The 17,501-nt window shown below is 42.2% G+C and carries 13 protein-coding genes and 1 pseudogene; all 14 read left to right on the top strand.

The features are described from left to right. The first annotated feature begins 5 nt into the window (after positions 1–5). Positions 6–1,154, top strand: a complete 1,149-nt coding sequence (locus tag DUK53_RS06805) for a DUF7003 family protein (protein ID WP_036132460.1) — start codon at positions 6–8, stop codon at positions 1,152–1,154. 224 nt (positions 1,155–1,378) lie between these two features. Continuing rightward, the gene (locus tag DUK53_RS17790) at positions 1,379–2,338 is read left to right on the top strand and encodes an SMI1/KNR4 family protein (RefSeq protein WP_036132461.1); all 960 of its coding nucleotides are present in this window, start codon (positions 1,379–1,381) and stop codon (positions 2,336–2,338) included. Positions 2,339–2,476: 138 nt separating this feature from the next. Then, a pseudogene (locus tag DUK53_RS06795) lies at positions 2,477–6,109 on the top strand (RHS repeat domain-containing protein); the annotation flags it as partial. A 1,141-nt stretch (positions 6,110–7,250) separates the two neighbouring features. Continuing rightward, a complete protein-coding gene (locus DUK53_RS06790) occupies positions 7,251–7,814 on the top strand; it encodes a hypothetical protein (RefSeq protein ID WP_036132468.1) in 564 nt (187 codons plus the stop codon). 475 nt (positions 7,815–8,289) lie between these two features. Then, positions 8,290–8,448, top strand: a complete 159-nt coding sequence (locus tag DUK53_RS17465; RefSeq protein WP_156110603.1) for a hypothetical protein — start codon at positions 8,290–8,292, stop codon at positions 8,446–8,448. 31 nt (positions 8,449–8,479) lie between these two features. Beyond that, the gene (locus tag DUK53_RS17460) at positions 8,480–8,632 is read left to right on the top strand and encodes a hypothetical protein (protein ID WP_156110604.1); all 153 of its coding nucleotides are present in this window, start codon (positions 8,480–8,482) and stop codon (positions 8,630–8,632) included. A gap of 273 nt (positions 8,633–8,905) precedes the next feature. Beyond that, positions 8,906–9,304 (top strand): YxiG family protein, encoded by a 399-nt coding sequence (locus tag DUK53_RS06785; protein ID WP_036132474.1) that lies wholly within the window; start codon positions 8,906–8,908, stop codon positions 9,302–9,304. A gap of 28 nt (positions 9,305–9,332) precedes the next feature. Beyond that, the gene (locus DUK53_RS06780; protein ID WP_036132480.1) at positions 9,333–9,815 is read left to right on the top strand and encodes a hypothetical protein; all 483 of its coding nucleotides are present in this window, start codon (positions 9,333–9,335) and stop codon (positions 9,813–9,815) included. Continuing rightward, positions 9,812–10,228 (top strand): hypothetical protein, encoded by a 417-nt coding sequence (locus DUK53_RS06775; RefSeq protein WP_036132483.1) that lies wholly within the window; start codon positions 9,812–9,814, stop codon positions 10,226–10,228. The genes DUK53_RS06780 and DUK53_RS06775 overlap by 4 nt, the downstream gene beginning before the upstream one ends. Positions 10,229–10,232: 4 nt before the next feature. Continuing rightward, the gene (locus DUK53_RS06770; RefSeq protein ID WP_036132485.1) at positions 10,233–10,595 is read left to right on the top strand and encodes a hypothetical protein; all 363 of its coding nucleotides are present in this window, start codon (positions 10,233–10,235) and stop codon (positions 10,593–10,595) included. Positions 10,596–10,761: 166 nt separating this feature from the next. Then, positions 10,762–12,552: an EndoS/ChiA family endoglycosidase gene (locus tag DUK53_RS06765; protein ID WP_081964445.1), complete on the top strand. Its 1,791-nt coding sequence runs from the start codon at positions 10,762–10,764 to the stop codon at positions 12,550–12,552. A 575-nt stretch (positions 12,553–13,127) separates the two neighbouring features. After that, complete coding sequence (gene abc-f / locus DUK53_RS06760) at positions 13,128–14,759, top strand: ribosomal protection-like ABC-F family protein (RefSeq protein ID WP_036132487.1); 1,632 nt, start codon at positions 13,128–13,130, stop codon at positions 14,757–14,759. A 275-nt stretch (positions 14,760–15,034) separates the two neighbouring features. Next, positions 15,035–16,501, top strand: a complete 1,467-nt coding sequence (gene guaB / locus DUK53_RS06755) for an IMP dehydrogenase (RefSeq protein ID WP_036081931.1) — start codon at positions 15,035–15,037, stop codon at positions 16,499–16,501. A 167-nt stretch (positions 16,502–16,668) separates the two neighbouring features. Then, positions 16,669–17,454 (top strand): C39 family peptidase, encoded by a 786-nt coding sequence (locus tag DUK53_RS06750; protein ID WP_036132489.1) that lies wholly within the window; start codon positions 16,669–16,671, stop codon positions 17,452–17,454. Positions 17,455–17,501 lie beyond the last annotated feature (47 nt).

Below are 17,501 nucleotides of genomic sequence, written 5' to 3'. Positions count from 1 at the left end.
GTTATATGGATAAGAAAAAACTTTTAGAAAAATGGGATGCATATGCTAAGGATGATGATTTTCCGATGCTGGATAATGCTAATCATCCACTAGCCTGCTGCAAGGTTTCTCTCTATCAAGAGGAAACTGAATGGGCTTTGTTTTTTGAAATAGTTGGCTACTCTTCATATGCTGTTAGTAACATATATGCATACGGAAATGGAATTGATGAAGAAGGTTTGATAATGGGATATGATGAATTACTTTCTTTGTCTGGAGATGTTTCAGATGATCATTTGTTAGATTTGATGAGTCGAGAGGAAAAAGGGACGGTAACTGTCTACGCAAAAGGCGAGCCCATTAAAGTAGATATTAGTAAGAAAGCTGTTGAGGCTATTGATGTTGCTACAGAAAATATGGCAGGCGTTAGTCTGGTGAGGTTAGTGTTTAATCAAAATCCTGATAGCCTCTGGCTTAGCTCCAAAGAGTTATTTGAAATAAGCGAAACTAAACAAATTCCGTTAGTCTATTCAACATTAGAGTGGGAACACCCAGATATTGCAGCCAATAGTATGCCAAGTGATTCCGTTTTCTTCCAAACTCTAGCGGAGGCTATAGTCACAAATAATACAGCCTGTATAGATAACGGGAATGTAAACACATTTTGGAAAAATTGGTTAGATGAAGAAACATTAGAAAGTAACGACCTTGTAGAGACTAAGATGTTTAAAAAGAAAATAGAAATTGGAGATTTTGAAAAAATTTATGCATTACGGGGTGTAAGCGAATTATACAAAATTACCTTCTCATCTGAATATGATAGGTACCAATTACTATTTTCTATGTATGGTGAAAATAGTCAGAGTTTTGTTTTTCAAAATAACCCAGACTATCTTGAGGAGTCTTTTTCTCGAGATATTGAGAGTGAACATCAGTACAACCAAGATAATTCTGTATATACTTTTAATAGTGTTAAGAAAAAAGAGTTAAGAGACTTGTATGAGTTTGCTGAAATGGGAAGTGAAGATGGTGGGGTTAATAGAATATTTTTATACAAGGAAGGTCTGTATAATAGCGAAGAGAAAGCTTATACAATTTCTAATGGTGCCAGTTGTTTAGTATGGGGAGTGGGTGGTAACGAAGCGTTTTTAGCCATCAATTGTGATAGATTATAGATATGACTCATAGGGTTATCCCTACTTATATTTTGTTAACATTTAGGAGAACTAAAGACTAGATAGTAGCATGCGGTGTGGGAGCCATCAAACAGCGTAAGAGTATAGCTCGCAGTGCCTTTGTGGGTAATCATTAGAACCAGAATAAGTATGTTCTCCTTGAATGAGGAGGACATACTGTACATATGCATGCTATGAAATTTATTACTTGAGGTGCATAAATTATGTTTAACCATCTAAAAAATCTACTAGAAGAATTATATGGAGCTTCAAAACTTGAAACACCTTGGCAAGGTGTACTATACGGACCAATTTCTGATTCGGAATATGAAACATATCTCTCACCACCACTCAGTTTAGAGGAATTGGAAGCATATCAAAAAAATTTAAGGGAATGGTATTTATATACTAAGGATGAGTTGCCAGAACCATTTAAGAAATTACTCTTAGAGTTTTCTAATGGGGCTATATTGTTCAATGACATTGTTATCCCTGGACACAAGAGAAAATATAAAGGGATGACGTTAGAGGAGAAGGAACTGCAACCAGTTGGTATAGAGGAAATTACATCATTATCATGGATGCCGGACAGATTTTTCGTAATTGGAAAATCTGTGAAGTACGATACACTATACCTGCTCACTGACAAGGAAAGAGTTGTTGAGATTAAAGATAAGAATGTCAGTTATCATCACAATAAAATGGATGTAGTTGCGGAATATGAAAACATATATTCGTGGTTAGAGAAGATGATATTGGGACACTCCTATTTAGGTGGTAGTTTAAATAAAGATTTGAATACTACTACTTTGAGGGAGAGAAAAATGGATTTGAGAGCAGACTGGAATGAACCCTTAGTGTTAGACGAGTTGAAGAGTTTTGAAAGTGCTAATGGTATTGAACTACCCGCTGAGTACAGGGAGTTTTTGCTGGAGCATAATGGTGGGGAAATTGATAGCCCAGCTGGTCCGACTGTTGCGATGCTTAGCTTAGATAGGCCTGATAATGCAGAACTTTATGTAGAAAAAGTGGATGATAACGTTTTGCAAGTGGCCATGGAAAGTGACGGAGAGCCAGTATTTCTTAATTGCATTACAGGTGAGGTATTCCAAAACCAAGAATTTGAAACATCATATTCTTCGTGGGATAAATGGTTGGAATACGAAGCAGAAATTATTGAATAGAGGCTTTGCTACCGTGAACAGGAAAGTATTCTGAGGTGGCACCATATCCTTTTAGTTTTGAAGTACCTCAATAAATTAGATATAGGAAATAGCCCTTCTTGAATTCAGAGGAGGGCTATTTCCATACAGTGCGTTAAGAGCTATGCGCCTGAGAAGCGTGAGGCGACGCTCGTGAACGCGAAAGGTAAGAAGACGGTTTATACCTACAATCAGGCGGGAAATCCCGAGAAAGTGGTTGTGGACGCGGATGGCTTGAAGTTGAGCACGACGACGAGCTATGAGGCAAATAACCTGATCAAAGAAGTGAGTCCAAAAGGGCAAGAAGAGACGTATACGTATGACGCGGACGGGAATGTGACGTCGGTAACCGATCCTTATGGGACGGAGAATTACACGTATAATGAGAATAATGACGTGACATCGATGACGGATACCGAGAATAAAACAACGACGGTAGCCTACGATGATGCGGATGCGGTGTCGGAAACGAACCAATCAGGCGGCGCGACCTCGACGGTTTCGCAGTATGATAAATACGGAAACGTGATTAAAGGAACCGCAGAACTAAGCACGGCGAATAATATTTTAGCGAATCCAAGTTTTGAGAAGGATTTAGTCGTGACGGAGTGGTTCTCGCAAGTGTACCAAACGGCGACGGGAACGGTAGCGATCGACAAAACAACATCGGCACCGGGCGGCGTGAGTGGCGCGGCTTCCTTGAAAATCACTGGGAAATCAACAGGACGCGGATTTACGGCTGGAAAGCAGATTGTGGAACTGGAGCCAGACTCGACGTATACGCTGAGCGCGCTGATCAAAACGAGCGACATGAAGGATACGAATGTGTTCTTTAACGTGGAGCTACATGACGCGACGGGTAAACGCGTGACGGATGGCGAAGCGTGGCAGAATAACCGTTACAGCGATATTAAAGCGAACCGTCCGTGGACGAAACGCCAGTTAACGATTAAAACCACGAAAACGACCGCGAAAGCCTACATTTTCCTAGAAGTGGAGCAAAATAAAGACACTGGCGGGACAGGAACGGCGTGGTTTGATAATTTACAACTCGAAAAAGGCGAGGCATCGGCGAACTTTAACCCTGTGTTGAACAGTAGTTTTGAAAATGGTACGGAATTGATGGCGACTGGCTGGTGGAGAGGTTCGACGGCAGGCGCGGATAAGTTGGCGATTGACGACACGGAAGGCTTTGCGGATGGCTCTTCGGCGCGAATTGTGCGCACAGCAGTGACGGACGTGGACAGCAAGTATGGGCAAGAAATCGTGCTGAACCAAACGACGGCGAAAAACGTGACGGTAACCGCGATGTCGAAATCGGAAAACGTAGTGAATACGGAAGGCGGCGAGAAACTGTCGAACGATTACGCGATTCTGGCTGAGGCGGTATTGAGTGATGGTGTCACGAAATCCTTCTATGCGCCATTCCCGACTGGAACGAATGAGTGGAATCGTAGTGCGGTGACAGTGAACGTGGACAAACCGATTACGCGACTGAAAATCTGGACGCTATTCCGCGGGAAGCACACAGGTAAAGCATGGTTTGATAATATGCGTGTGATTGACGGAGAAGTGTTGACGGAGAACACGTATGATAGCGCGGGGAACTATGTGGTCGCGTCCTATGACGAAGAACACCGTAAATCCGCCTTCACATATGATGTGTATGGCAACAAGCTCACCGAAACCGATGAAAAAGGCAACACGAAGAAACTCGAATATAATGTCGATAATCAATTGACGAAAACAACACTGGCGAACGGTACAGCTGTGGCATATAAATACGATGACAACAGCAATACCACTGAGAAATTCGTAACGGCAGATGGCAAAGAACAACAAAATAGTTACACCTACGATAGCGACAACAAAGTCACGCAATTCACAGATGCCCTAGGTCGCAAAATCAGTTACGAATACGATGCCAATGCGAATCAAACAAAAGTCACGAAACCAAACGGCGACACCATCGAAAGCATCTATGATTCCGCAGACCGTGCAACAGGCGTGAAATGGAACGGTCAAACCGCTTTCAGTTTCCAATTTGACCCGAATGGCAATGAAACAAAAGTGACCGATGCATTGTCTGGCATGGTACGAGATAAAGCCTACGATGACGCCGACCGTATCACAAAACAAACAGAACGCGGCGGCAGTGTTTCCTGGACATACAAAGATAAACCAAGCAAAGATAACAAAGGGAAAACGGATAAAATCAATGAAGTGGTTGTATCACATGGGGCGCACAATTACAAAGCAACCTATGATTATAACGCCCTAGATCAAAACACCAAATTTAACGATGGTTCTCGTAATTATTACATCGATTACGATGAATTTGGAAATGTCAGCCAGTACATCAACGGAAATGGCGTAGGAACGAACTTCAACTATGACGCCACACAAAAAGTACGCGAAATTCAAATAGGAAACAAACTTGGTGATAGCTTATTTGAAGAAAGCTACGCATATGACGCGGCAAGTAATCGAACCACAATCGATAATAAGAAAGCTGGAAAAACAAGTTACGAATATGATGCTATTAACCAACTAACCAAAGAAACACTTCCAGATGGCACCGTTAAAGCTTACACCTATGATGGTTTTGGTAACCGCACAAAAGTGACCGATTCGAGCAAGACAAAAGCCATCGATGCAAGTTATAATGATGGTAACCAACTAACAACATGGAATGGCGATAAGCTAAGCTACGATACCAATGGTAACCGTTTAAGCGATGGTAAATACACCTATACATGGGATACCGCAGACCAACTCACAGCCATCACGAAAAAAGGAGAGTCAACACCATTCGCAACCTACAAATACGATGACGATAACCGCCGTATTGAAAAAGCAGTGAATGGACAAACGACGAGATATTACTATAATGGTGATAGCATTGATGTGTTATATGAAACCGACAGCACAGGAATAATTCAACGTCAATATGTGTACTCAGATAATAATGTTAGAATGGCGATGAAAGTTGGCGCAAAAACTATTTTTTATCATTATAATGCGCATGGAGATGTCATTGCGCTTACCAACGAGGCGGGAGATATAGTCGCAGAATACAGCTATGATGCATGGGGGAATGTATTAGAACTCATGGAAAGCACTAATGAGGCCAAACAAAATCCATTTGGTTATGCTGGGTATAGGTATGATGAAGAAATCAGTATGTACTATTTGATGGCTCGCTACTATGAACCAGAACAAGGTATCTTTATTAGTGTCGATCCTGATCCTGGAGATGAAGACGATCCTCAGACAATGAATGGTTATAATTATACAAATAACAATCCAGTTATGCATATTGACCCAGATGGTAATATGCCATGGTGGGCAGCAGCGACACTTGGCGGTGCTGCTGGTGGGGCAGCTAAGTATTATATAATGAATAAAATTCAAGGAAAGAAATCAACTTGGAGGGGGGCAGGAAAGGCGGCTTATGTAGGGGGACGAGACGCTTTAATGTGGACGACAGGAGCAAGGGTCTTTGGTTTGGCAGGAAAGCTAGGGACATTTGCTAAAGTTTTTAAGAAGAGACCTAAAAATAAAAATATGAAGTTCAATAAGAGAGTAGTAAATAACCTTAAAACTTTAAGGTATACAGTAAGCTCCCACTACAAATCTCTTAGAAAAAATCCCAAACAACATTTGAAGACTAAATTAGATTGGAGAGCAGGTAAGAGTTACAGGAAATTAGCGAAGAGACATTATAAAAAAATTATGAAAAAGATTCGATAATATATTTTGATTAAAGAGTGATAGGTAGGGAAGTTTTATGCTTCCCTACCATAAATTTATTAGAAGGGGAGGTATAATGGTGTCGCACACAGAAAAAAGAAATATTCATGCCACTTGGAAATTTTGGAGAGTAGGTTTATGCTTAGCGCTAATTATAATCACAGTACTGTATTATATTTCAAAGAATTCCATCACTAAATCAATACTAGAAGTTACCATAGGCTTTATATTACTGGCCAATATTCTCTGTCTTTTTAGCCTAATCGGAAAACTGAAATTGAATAAAGTGTTAGAAAATGTGCTTCAAATAATATGTGTAGTGATGTTTGTGTCTACTCTTATAGCATCTTACTTTTTATATTAAGTTAAATGGAGGTTGAAGATGTTTGATATGTTACTCTTTTTATTATTAATAAACGTGCTTATTTTAATATATTTCCTATTATTCCTAAAATATAAACCAAAAAAAGTTAAAACATTATATACCATTGTAGTATTTGGTGTAGTATTGGCAGCATATGGTGTTTATATCTGGTACTCGATTAGTGAATTATTTGTTTAAATCTTCAAAGCCTGCAATCTGCGTGAGAGCAATGAGCTAAGGCGAAACTGGAATACCTGTAGGAGCAAACCGCATATTAATTTAATATGACGTATATATATATTATTCTGTGTATGCATACCGTGGAATCGTTTCATAAAAGCTACTACAGCTTCTAAACTACCAAAGGAGACGGATTATGTCGTATTTAAACGGTGCAATATCGATTCTGATGCTGTTACTGCTGGGATGTGCGCTTATTGCTTACAGGGGCGGTAAATTTAAATCATTACTATACACGCTGATTTCAGTGGAACTATTGTTTGTGTTCTTTGCACTTTTCTTTTTCTGAAAATCGACAAATGGCTTAGTCACGGAGGGGAACGTGCTGGATACATTAAGGATATTACTGCTAATACTGTGCGCGATCCTAGCCGTCGCGTTTATAGTGAGTTTTAGATTTGGGAAAAAAGGCTTGAAGATCCAGTTTATCTTAACTTTGGTCACTGTATTTGTGTGTTTTCCGGCGTATGTAATCTTGTTTATTTATAGGTTTTACGTCCTTTTCTAGCAATTTAAAAATAACAAGGAGGAACAAAAATGTCTACAAAATTCATGTATGAACGTTTACTAAAATGCCAACAGGAGCAGAAACTCGTGGCTATCTATAGGGTTCGCGAGGCCGATTATTTCGAGGCGGGGTACATCGAAGCGCTCACTGCAAGCGACGTCATGTTCCGTGCAAGGCGCGCGGATGGTTATGAGGAAGGGTTTGTCGTGCTGCCGCTGGAAATGGTGTATCGCATCGAAATCGACACGGCTTTTCTGAAAACCGCAGAATTACTCGCGAAGCAGCTAGGCCAACCGAAAAGTCCGGCGTTCTTTAATAAAGTGCCAAACAAAAAGCATTCGCTATTCGAAATTGCGGTGGATCATGTGTATCAAAATGAGGAAATCGCGGGTATCGAAATCCTGGGAGACGAGGCTCAAGTCGCAGGGATTATCGCGGAAAATGACTATGAAGGCTTGGAAGTCAGCCTGGTCACCGATGAAGGACGTCTGGATGGCACTTGCTGGATTAAAAAAGAAGACATTATTGCGGTTCGATTTGGCGGTAGCGTTGAGCAAGATATGATGCAGAAACTGCGGAAGCAAACGAGGTAAGATGGGAGCAGGCTCTTCTCGATTTTTGAGGAGGGCTTGTTTTATAGAATAGGCAGGCGGTGGTAGATAGCTTTGGATTCATTGTTTAATATAGCCATACATTTGTTATTGATGATTATGATACTAGTTTTAATAGGTATTAAGAAATTTAAATGGGGTGCTCTTGATAGAGGAGTTTCGTATATCATGTTGGGTGTATGGCTACTAATCGTTGGTCTAGGTTTTTATGTAACAATATAACGTCGAGGCAGGTGGGAAATGGAGTTTTCAAATATATATCGTTTTGTTTATTTTGCGGTGTTTTTACTTCTGTTTTTGGTCACTGTGGTACTTTATTTTGCAATGAAAGCCTACGGACATACTAAGTGGCTAACCCTCAGCTCGATTTGTGTATTTTTGTTGATTGTTGGGGCTTATGCCAAGTATGTGGTGGATACTTTTATTTATTATGAGTGACGCAAAGGAGTCATGAAGCATGTGGGGATTTATTTTATATTTGGTTGGTGGGATTATTGTACTTGATAGCAAAACTTCCATTATTAAAAAAATGATAGGCGTGGTGTTTTTTCTAGGTCTAGGGCCTGTGCTATTAAAAAATGCATGGGAGAGTGGTAAGGCGGTGTTTGGTGGATGAAGGTGACTGTGCGCCAAAGGAGAGGTGAATCATGATTGAGCTTATAAACGATTTTCTCTACGTATTTATTGTAAGTGCATGTCTCATGTTAGTGAATTTTAAAAACGAGAAATGGAAAAGTTTTTGGGGCGTATTATTCACGTTTTGGTTGCTGATTACTGTGAGTGTAGTGATATTTTTGTAGATGAAGGGAGTGGCAAAATTGTATCAAGAAGCGAGTTTGATGGCGTTAATAGTCAATTTTGTAATAGTAGTTGTTATGCTTGTTATTTACAAGACGAAAATTTATAAAACACGAAGGAAAATGGCTTCGTTGCTCGTTGTGTGTCTGTTTTTTATTGCAACTGTGGTATATGTGGTGCCTAAGATACTTACTTGGGTTTGATTATGGGTAATCTTAGTAAGTATGCAGAGTGGAAAAAGCAAACAGAAAAATGAGAGTATTCGGAGGTGTAACATGCAGCTGCTTAAAGCATTGAACGGTATAGAAGAAGCTTTGATTGAAAGCCATAGCATCGATATTCTGCTAAATAGAATCGAACTGAATCTCGTATATCCTGATAATGGTGTGAAGGTGAATGTTATTTTTAGGAAAGCCAGTGCGTTTTATTTTGTAAATGGATATGAGGACAGTCGTTATGCTACGAGTAATTATGAGTATGGCGAAAAGCGGGAATTGTTGTCCATAGTTTATGGTGATTCGGAGCATCAAAGCTTGTTAATCAAAGCTAGAGACCGCTTTTACGATGGATTTGACGCTAAATTTAATTTCACATTAGAGTTCATGGAAGGCCTATTGCTGATTGAGGCTGATGAGATTGAGATAGCTGGTTCTAAATTTGAGAATTTGAGTTAACGCACAGTATAAATTCAGGAGGTACATAATGATTCGATACGATAAAATTTTGGTTAGCATATATTCACTCGAACTCCATAGCTACGGAAATCAAGGTGATATTCTGTTTCTTCCTCAAAAAGGTGATTCTGCCAAAAAATTATTCAAGCCGAGAAGAGGTACATCCTATTTTGTAGCGCTCAGTGATGGCAGAAAACCAAGTGCTATCGGTGTTATAAAAACAATAAAGGGCGGAATAAAAGCAGAAAATTTGGCGCGGTTGGATTGTATGACAAGGAATAAGAAAACTGCGATTCCTGATAATTTAGAGATGTATGAAAAATTTTTAGAGCGTATTAATAAATTTCCGGAAAATCAGCCAATGGCGCTGTACTGGCAGGAGAGGTTTGGTTCTAAGGAGAAGACGCTAGTTGTTAATAAAGCCATTGTAAGAGGGTATGATAATCTTAATTTGGAGGAGATTTTTCAATTTGATTCAAGGAGAGCTTCTAAGGAGGGAAAGGCACAATGAAAATCACTAATAAAGTGTTACTAGAGAATGAATTCTATCTGTATTCCGAACATGGCGGTGGTCCAGCTTCTTATACTATCACGAATGGCACGCTGGAAATCTTATATGGTAAGCAACGTTTGGAGTTTCCGTACCCTTATGATCCGCGAGCTTTTACAGTATGGAATGCTATTTTAACGGAGGCTGGAGAGGTATTTCTCATTGTCGGTGATTGGCTGGATGACGATGATTATATTTTGAAGCTGAGTAAAAATGGCACGAATCACGCGACTGTGGGTTATGGGCTAGCAGATTTTTTGGTGGTCAATGGCGATGCTTATTTGTTGTACACCGAAGAAGGGGTATTTCATGAGGATTCGGATAAGGCGTCAAATGGATTCAGCTGTTATGTGTTGCTAAAGTGGGATTCGTAATAAAATGGAAAGAGTGCTAGCCGATCAATTCTGGCATTCGATGGTGGACGGGAATTCGCTTTGCTTTGACGGGAAAGAGAATTTGCTTATTTTTTATTATGGCGACGAGTATGGCAATTGTTGTTTGAAGTATAATCTGGCAACGAATCAGGGCGAGCGCTACAAGGTTCCTACGTATTATGATTGGTCGTATTATTATGACAATAGCTGTTTTGGATTTGATGGTAAGGGCATCGCGGAGTTTAATAGTAAGTTGGAATTGGTTAGCTATATAGCGCTTGATATTGCAGATGTACACCAATTTATAGGCGGTTACCAAACCTTAATCGCAATCAAAAATGACAAATCGTGCTCTATTTATCAGTAAAATTCTACATGTGAAAAACCATGATTTGTACACTAATACCTTTAGTTTGTCTATATAATCCTACTTTATATATGCTAAAATTGTTTTGAAAGCGCTTTTTTGAAATTTTAGTTTTATTTAGTATGCCTTGGGAGATTAGAAGACAAAACTGAAAAGGGGTTTTTTCATGAGTAAGAAGAGCTTGATTTTTTCGATTGTTTTTGTGCTGTGTGTTAGCTTGATTCCGATGTTTTCGTTGCCGTCTCGAACTGTGCAGGCCGAGGAGCAGGTCACGAACAAGAATTTTTTGGTTTATTATCGGGCTTGGCGGGATGTGGAGATGAAGGGGGTTAATACGAGTTTGCCGGATGAGAACTGGATTAGCATGAGCGATATTCCTTATGGGATTAATATTGTGAACGTTTTCAGTTATGTGCCGCCGGGTCAGGAGGCGCTTGCAAAACCATTTTTTGATAAGCTAAAAACGGAATATGGGCCGGAGTTGCATGCGCGTGGGGTGAAGTTGATTCGCGGTTTTGACTACTCGAAATTGTTGACGGTTCCGCATGTGGGTAGTTTTCCGACTGAAAAAGAATTTGACGATTATGCGAAAGCTTTGCTGGATGAATTGATGATTCCGTGGGGCTTGGATGGGCTGGATATTGATATGGAAACGCATCCAAGTCCGGCTGACGTGAAAATTTCTGATGGTGTTATCAAGGCGTTATCGAAATATATTGGTCCGAAAGCGAATAATGGGACGCTCTTTTTGTACGATACCAATGCTGAAACGATGGCCCCGTTCCAGAATGTGAGCGAGAGTTTTGATGTGTTGGCGTATCAGCAGTATGGCAGTGGCACGGACAGAACGGCCATGTCGTCGAATGCTTATGCGCCGTATATTGCGAAGGATAAATTCTTGCCGGGTCTCACTTTCCCGGAGGAGCAGGATCGGAATCGTTGGTATGACACGAAACTTCCGTATGAGGAGTCGAATATGTATCAGCTGGCGAAATATGTGCGGGAGAACGATTTGTCGGGAATGTTCTTGTACGCCTTCGATCGTGATGGGAAAACGTATAATGAGCCTGATATAAGTAGCGTTTCACCGTCGAATCTGCTGTGGACGAAAACGGCGATTTTGGAGGTTAACGGTTATTCTGTAGAAAGCGCGAAAGAGTTGGCGAAGCATCATTTGCAGCGTATTCAGTACAGTAAAGGTATCGCCAGCGCCAAAGTTGCCGAGCTTGAGAATCTTATTAACAAGGCGAGCAATCTGTATGAGGTGAATGTCGCGATTCTAGGTGCGAATTTTGAAACGGCGATTAGTCCGAGTTATGATCCTATTTTGGAGAAATTACTGACGAGTATTGACCTCACACCAGCGTTTACGGCGATTGACGAAGCGGATTTGATCCTGTCTAAAGTGGCGAATAATACGGCGAATGTAGAGGCTCTGAAAACGGCAAAAACCGAATTAACAAATCTGATCGGCGGGAAGAAATATACGGAAGCGGAGGTCAATGAAGCTGTTGCCAACCTCGTGAGCCGGATTGCAGCCGTTCCTCAGCCAGTGACAGCGATTTATCAGGATGCGAATGGTGAAAAACTTGCGGATAATGCGCAACTTACCGGGAAATTCGGCGAGAGTTATGATTTCGCGCAAAAAGATATTCCCGATTATACGTTGCAAGAGGTAAACGGAAAGACTAGCGGCACGTTTTCAGAAATGGCACAAGAGGTCGTTTACACTTACGCAAAAGTTGCGCCAGCGCCAGTACCAGAAACAACACCAACCGTGGATAATGGACAAGACGTGAAAGTGGTAGAAGCTGCGACTGCTTCGAAAAGTCCAGAAAAAGTTGGCGAACTCCCAGAAACGGGTGACGAGCCATCGAATAACTGGCTAATCCTCGTTGGTTTGCTAGCAATTTTGACGTCTGTGATGATGCTGTATAGGAAAAAAGGGAAGGCGTAATAAATAGGGTTTGACAATCTGCGCCAAACCTAGTATTCTAAAAGCATATTTTAGGAACGGAAAGAGGTGAGGAATCCATGAAATTCTCGATAGCACGTTTGAAGTTAGTAGCCAATTTATGTAGTATCATCCGTGCCGTTTTTTCCATTTTTTCAGTTACGGGACACAAGTCTGTCCAATTTGCGTAACTGAATATCGGAAAAAATAAGAGAAGCATGGATTCCTGTACACAAAGCTGAAATGGCTCGTTTAGCTCCGAAAAAAACTGGAGCATCTGTAGTGAAAACCCGGTTTTGGTTTTTGCGAAAGATGTGAAGTTTTCGAGGAGTTAGCCATTGAAGCTGGACTGATATAAAAACTCAGGACTAATCCCAAATTCGAAATGGAGTACTTCTTTGTTCGAATGCTGAATTTGACCGATGTGTCAGACTCTTAGGGATTTGCTTGAGTTTTTTGTTGTGCAATTTTAATGGGTGGTTGTTTCACGTGAAACATTGAAACTGCATATTGAGATTCTAACAAAGTCGAATCAGATTAAGATAACCATGCTTCTCGGATGAGGAGGAGTAGGAATTATGACAATAGTAGCTTTAAATAACGTAACAAAACGCTTTACTGGGGATTTGATTTTAGAAAAGATTAGTTTGCAGGTCGAGCAGGGGGAACGGATTGGGCTCATCGGGAGAAATGGTGAGGGGAAAAGTACGATTTTGAAGATTATTGCGCGGATGGAGATGCCTGACGAGGGGATTGTTTCGGTGCAGAAGGGTGCGACGGTAGGCTTGTTGGATCAAATACCGAATGTGACGGGGACGATGGTTGTGCGTGATTTTCTGAGGACGGCGTTTGGGCATGTATTGGCTTTGCAGGCGGAACTGGAAGCGATGGAAAGCCGAATGGTGCACGATACGAGCGAGAAGTTGTTGCAAAATTATGGGGATAAGCAGGCGCGTTTTATCGAGCTTGGTGGCTATAATTTGGATACGAATATGGATAAAATTTTGCATGGGCTGGGGATTCCTCACTTGGCAGATAAGGTTTGGAAACAGTTGAGTGGCGGGGAACGGACGAAGGTGTCGCTTGCCAAGATGTTGCTCGAGGAACCGGATTTGCTACTTCTGGATGAGCCGACGAACCATCTGGATTTGCGGGCGGTGGATTGGTTGACGCAGTTTTTGAGGGTATATCGGGGGACTGTGCTGGTTGTTTCGCATGATCGGTATTTCTTGGATGAGGTTGTGCACAAGATTGTGGAACTCGAAAATAAGGAATTGATCACGTATCACACGAATTTCTCGGGGTATTTGGTGGAGCGCGAGGAGAGGCTGCTCAAGGAATTCAAGGATTATAAGGACCAGCAGAAGAAAATCAAGAAGATGAAGCAGGCTATCAAACGCTTGCGGCAGTGGGCGATGGAGGCTAATCCGCCGAACGGTGCATTGTTCCGCAGAGCGAAAAGTATGGAGAAGGCGCTGGGTCGGATCGAGGTCTTGAAGAAACCGGCTTTGGAGCAGAAGAATATGCGGCTTGAGTTCGAGGAATCGAAGCGCAGTGGGGAAGATGTGGTGATTTTTGATCAGGTTGGTTTGGAGTTCGGGACGCGGATTTTGTTTGAGAGCCTAGATTGGCATGTGCGGCAGAAGGAGCGGATTGCGATTGTTGGCGAGAATGGTGCTGGAAAGTCGACGCTTTTGAAGCTGATTCTTGGTGAGTTGCAGCCTGATATTGGGACGGTGCATGTTGGGCCGAGCGTTGATATTGCTTATTTATCGCAGCACATGGATGTCGGTGATGAAAATCAGACGGTCATCGAAGCGTTTCGTGATAAGGTCGCGGTTGTTGAAGGTGACGCGCGACATATGTTAGCGACTTTCCTATTTTACGGCGAAATGGTGTTTCGAAAAGTGGCAAACTTAAGTGGTGGCGAGCGGATGCGGCTCAGTTTGGCGCAGTTTATGAATCAGCCGGTGAATACCCTACTTCTAGATGAACCGACGAACCATTTGGACATCGCGTCACGGGAAGTGCTTGAGGAGGCGTTGCGGAATTTTGACGGGACGATAATCGCAATTTCGCATGATCGCTTTTTCATGGATCAGATTTTCGATCGGACGGTTTGGTTGGAGCAGGGACAAATTTTTTCGTATGGTGGAAATTATTCGTATGCGGCGCAGAAGCGAAAAGCAATTGTTTCACGTGAAACATAGAGACTATATACCCATGTTTGAAGAACGTGAAAAACGGCTGTAACTCCTTTCATATCAAAATAGTTAGATGATGGTCTAAAAGTCAAACTAGTTCAGAAAAAACTGATAATTGCAAGCCTCTTGACATATGACGCTATTTCTTGTAGCATTTATCTAATTAGCAAAATCTATCGGCGGAAACGAAGCGGAGTTGCGAGCGATTTTTTCTACTATAAAGAATGGCTTGTAATTTTGGAGCGGTGACGTCAACCAAATTTGAAGGAGTGTTGCGACCCATGTGGGAGACTAAGTTTGCAAAAGAAGGTCTTACTTTTGATGATGTATTATTGGTACCGGCGAAATCGGATGTACTGCCGAATGAAGTGGATTTGAAAGTCGAAATGACGCCGACACTTAAGCTCAATGTACCGGTTTTCAGTGCGGGTATGGATACGATTACGGAGGCCAAAATGGCGATTGCGATTGCGCGTCAGGGTGGCATCGGGGTTATTCATAAGAACATGACAGCCGACGAGCAAGCTGGGGAAATTGAGAAGGTGAAACGTTCGGAGAGTGGCGTTATTATTGACCCATTCTACTTGACGCCAGATCATAAAGTATTTGACGCGGAGCATTTGATGGCGAAATATCGCATTTCGGGTGTACCGATTGTTAATAATGAAGAAGATCGCATTCTTGTTGGGATTTTGACCAACCGTGATTTGCGTTTCATTACAGACTATTCGATCGTGATTTCTGATGTGATGACGAAGGAAAACCTAGTTACAGCACCAGTTGGCACGACGTTGAAGCAAGCTGAGAACATCCTACAGAAGCACCGTATTGAGAAACTTCCACTCGTGGATGATAATGGTGTTTTGAAAGGTCTTATTACGATAAAAGATATTGAAAAAGTGATTGAGTTCCCGAATTCGGCGAAGGATTCTCATGGTCGTTTGCTCGTTGCAGCAGCAGTTGGCGTGACGCATGATACGCTGAGCCGTGCGGAGAAACTTGTCAAAGCTGGTGCGGATGCAATCATTATTGATACGGCACACGGTCACTCGCAAGGCGTTTTGAATAAAATTGCTGAGATTCGTGCAGCGTTCCCAGACGTGAATATTGTTGCGGGAAATGTGGCTACGGCCGAAGCAACGCGTGAACTTTTTGATGTTGGGGTGGATATCGTGAAAGTGGGTATCGGACCTGGTTCGATTTGTACGACGCGTGTGGTTGCAGGTGTTGGTGTGCCTCAGATTACGGCGATTTATGATTGTGCAACAGTTGCGCGTGAATATGGCAAAACGATCATTGCGGATGGCGGAATTAAGTATTCTGGCGATATCGTGAAGGCTCTGGCGTCTGGTGGACATGCGGTTATGATTGGCAGTATGTTTGCTGGAACCGACGAAAGCCCAGGCGAAACAGAAATTTTCCAAGGTCGTCGTTTTAAAACGTATCGTGGCATGGGTAGTCTTGCTGCGATGGAGAAGGGCTCTAAGGACCGTTATTTCCAAGCGGATGCGAAGAAGCTAGTTCCGGAGGGTATTGAAGGTCGCGTGCCTTACAAGGGCTCTCTTGCGGACGTGCTGTTCCAACTGATTGGCGGTATTCGTTCTGGTATGGGTTATTGCGGTTCGGCCGATTTGCGCCACTTACGTGAAGAGTCGCAATTCATTCGGATGACTGGTGCGGGCTTGCGCGAGTCGCATCCACACGATATCCAAATTACAAAAGAAGCGCCAAACTACAGTATTTCCTAAACAAAAATAAAGCGTACTAGGCTTGAAGAGACTCGTAAATCTCATCAAATCTAGTACGCTTTTTTGTTTACGTTGTGCGTGCGGTGGTATATAGAACTAGCGCAACGTGAGAGACTAGCAGGGGAATGTTGGTCTTTTTTTGTGGAAATGATTAGGGGGATTGTAAAGTGGGGAATTATCGAAAGTGGCTTGTGGGAATGGTTTTGGTTATTTTGTTGAGTATTGTTAGTGTATCGGCGGTTTCGGCTGCCACGATTTACTATACGACGGCGAATTTGACGGTGCGTGCTGGGGCTGGAACGAATTATAAGGCGGTCGGTTGGCTATCAAAAGGCGCTAAGGTAAGTAGTTTAGCGAAAACTGGGAAATGGCACCATATTATTTTTAAAGGAAAAAAGGCGTATGTGTCGGGGAATTATTTGACGCCGCGGGTTGTGAAGCCTGCTGTGCCGCCAAAACCGGTTGCGAAAGTGTTGCTGAATGTGCCGTTGATTGCGCAGCGACCGCAGTTGCCGACGGGTTGTGAGATTGTCGCGGTGACGATGATGTTGAAATACAAGGGCGCGAATGTGGAGAAGACGAGGTTGGCGCGCGAGATGCCGAAACATGCGAGTAATCCGAATTTGGGTTATGTCGGGAATCCATTTAATCGCTCGGGATACACGATTTATCCGCCTGCTTTGATGAAATTAACGAAGAAATATGCGGGCTCGGCTGTGAATATGACCGGCGCTGCAAATGTGACGTTGGAAAAGAAGTTGAAATCGGGACGGCCGGTCGTTGCTTGGACGCGGATGCATGGTTTTAGTGTGCACGCGGTGACGCTGACGGGCTATGATGGCAGTTATTATTACTACAACGATCCTTGGACGGTGAAAAAGAATGTCCGCATTTCGAAGGCTTCGTTTAATAGTACGTGGAATGCTTTGAAGAAACGCGCGATTAGTTATTAGACGAAAAATAGCACGCAACCTGTTTTTAGGGTTGCGTGCTATTTTGC

It is taken from the genome of Listeria sp. SHR_NRA_18 (genome assembly GCF_003856515.1).
GTDB lineage: Bacteria > Bacillota > Bacilli > Lactobacillales > Listeriaceae > Listeria_A > Listeria_A newyorkensis.
Note: the sequence above shows the minus strand (reverse complement) of the source record. Positions and strands in the feature narration are given on the sequence as shown.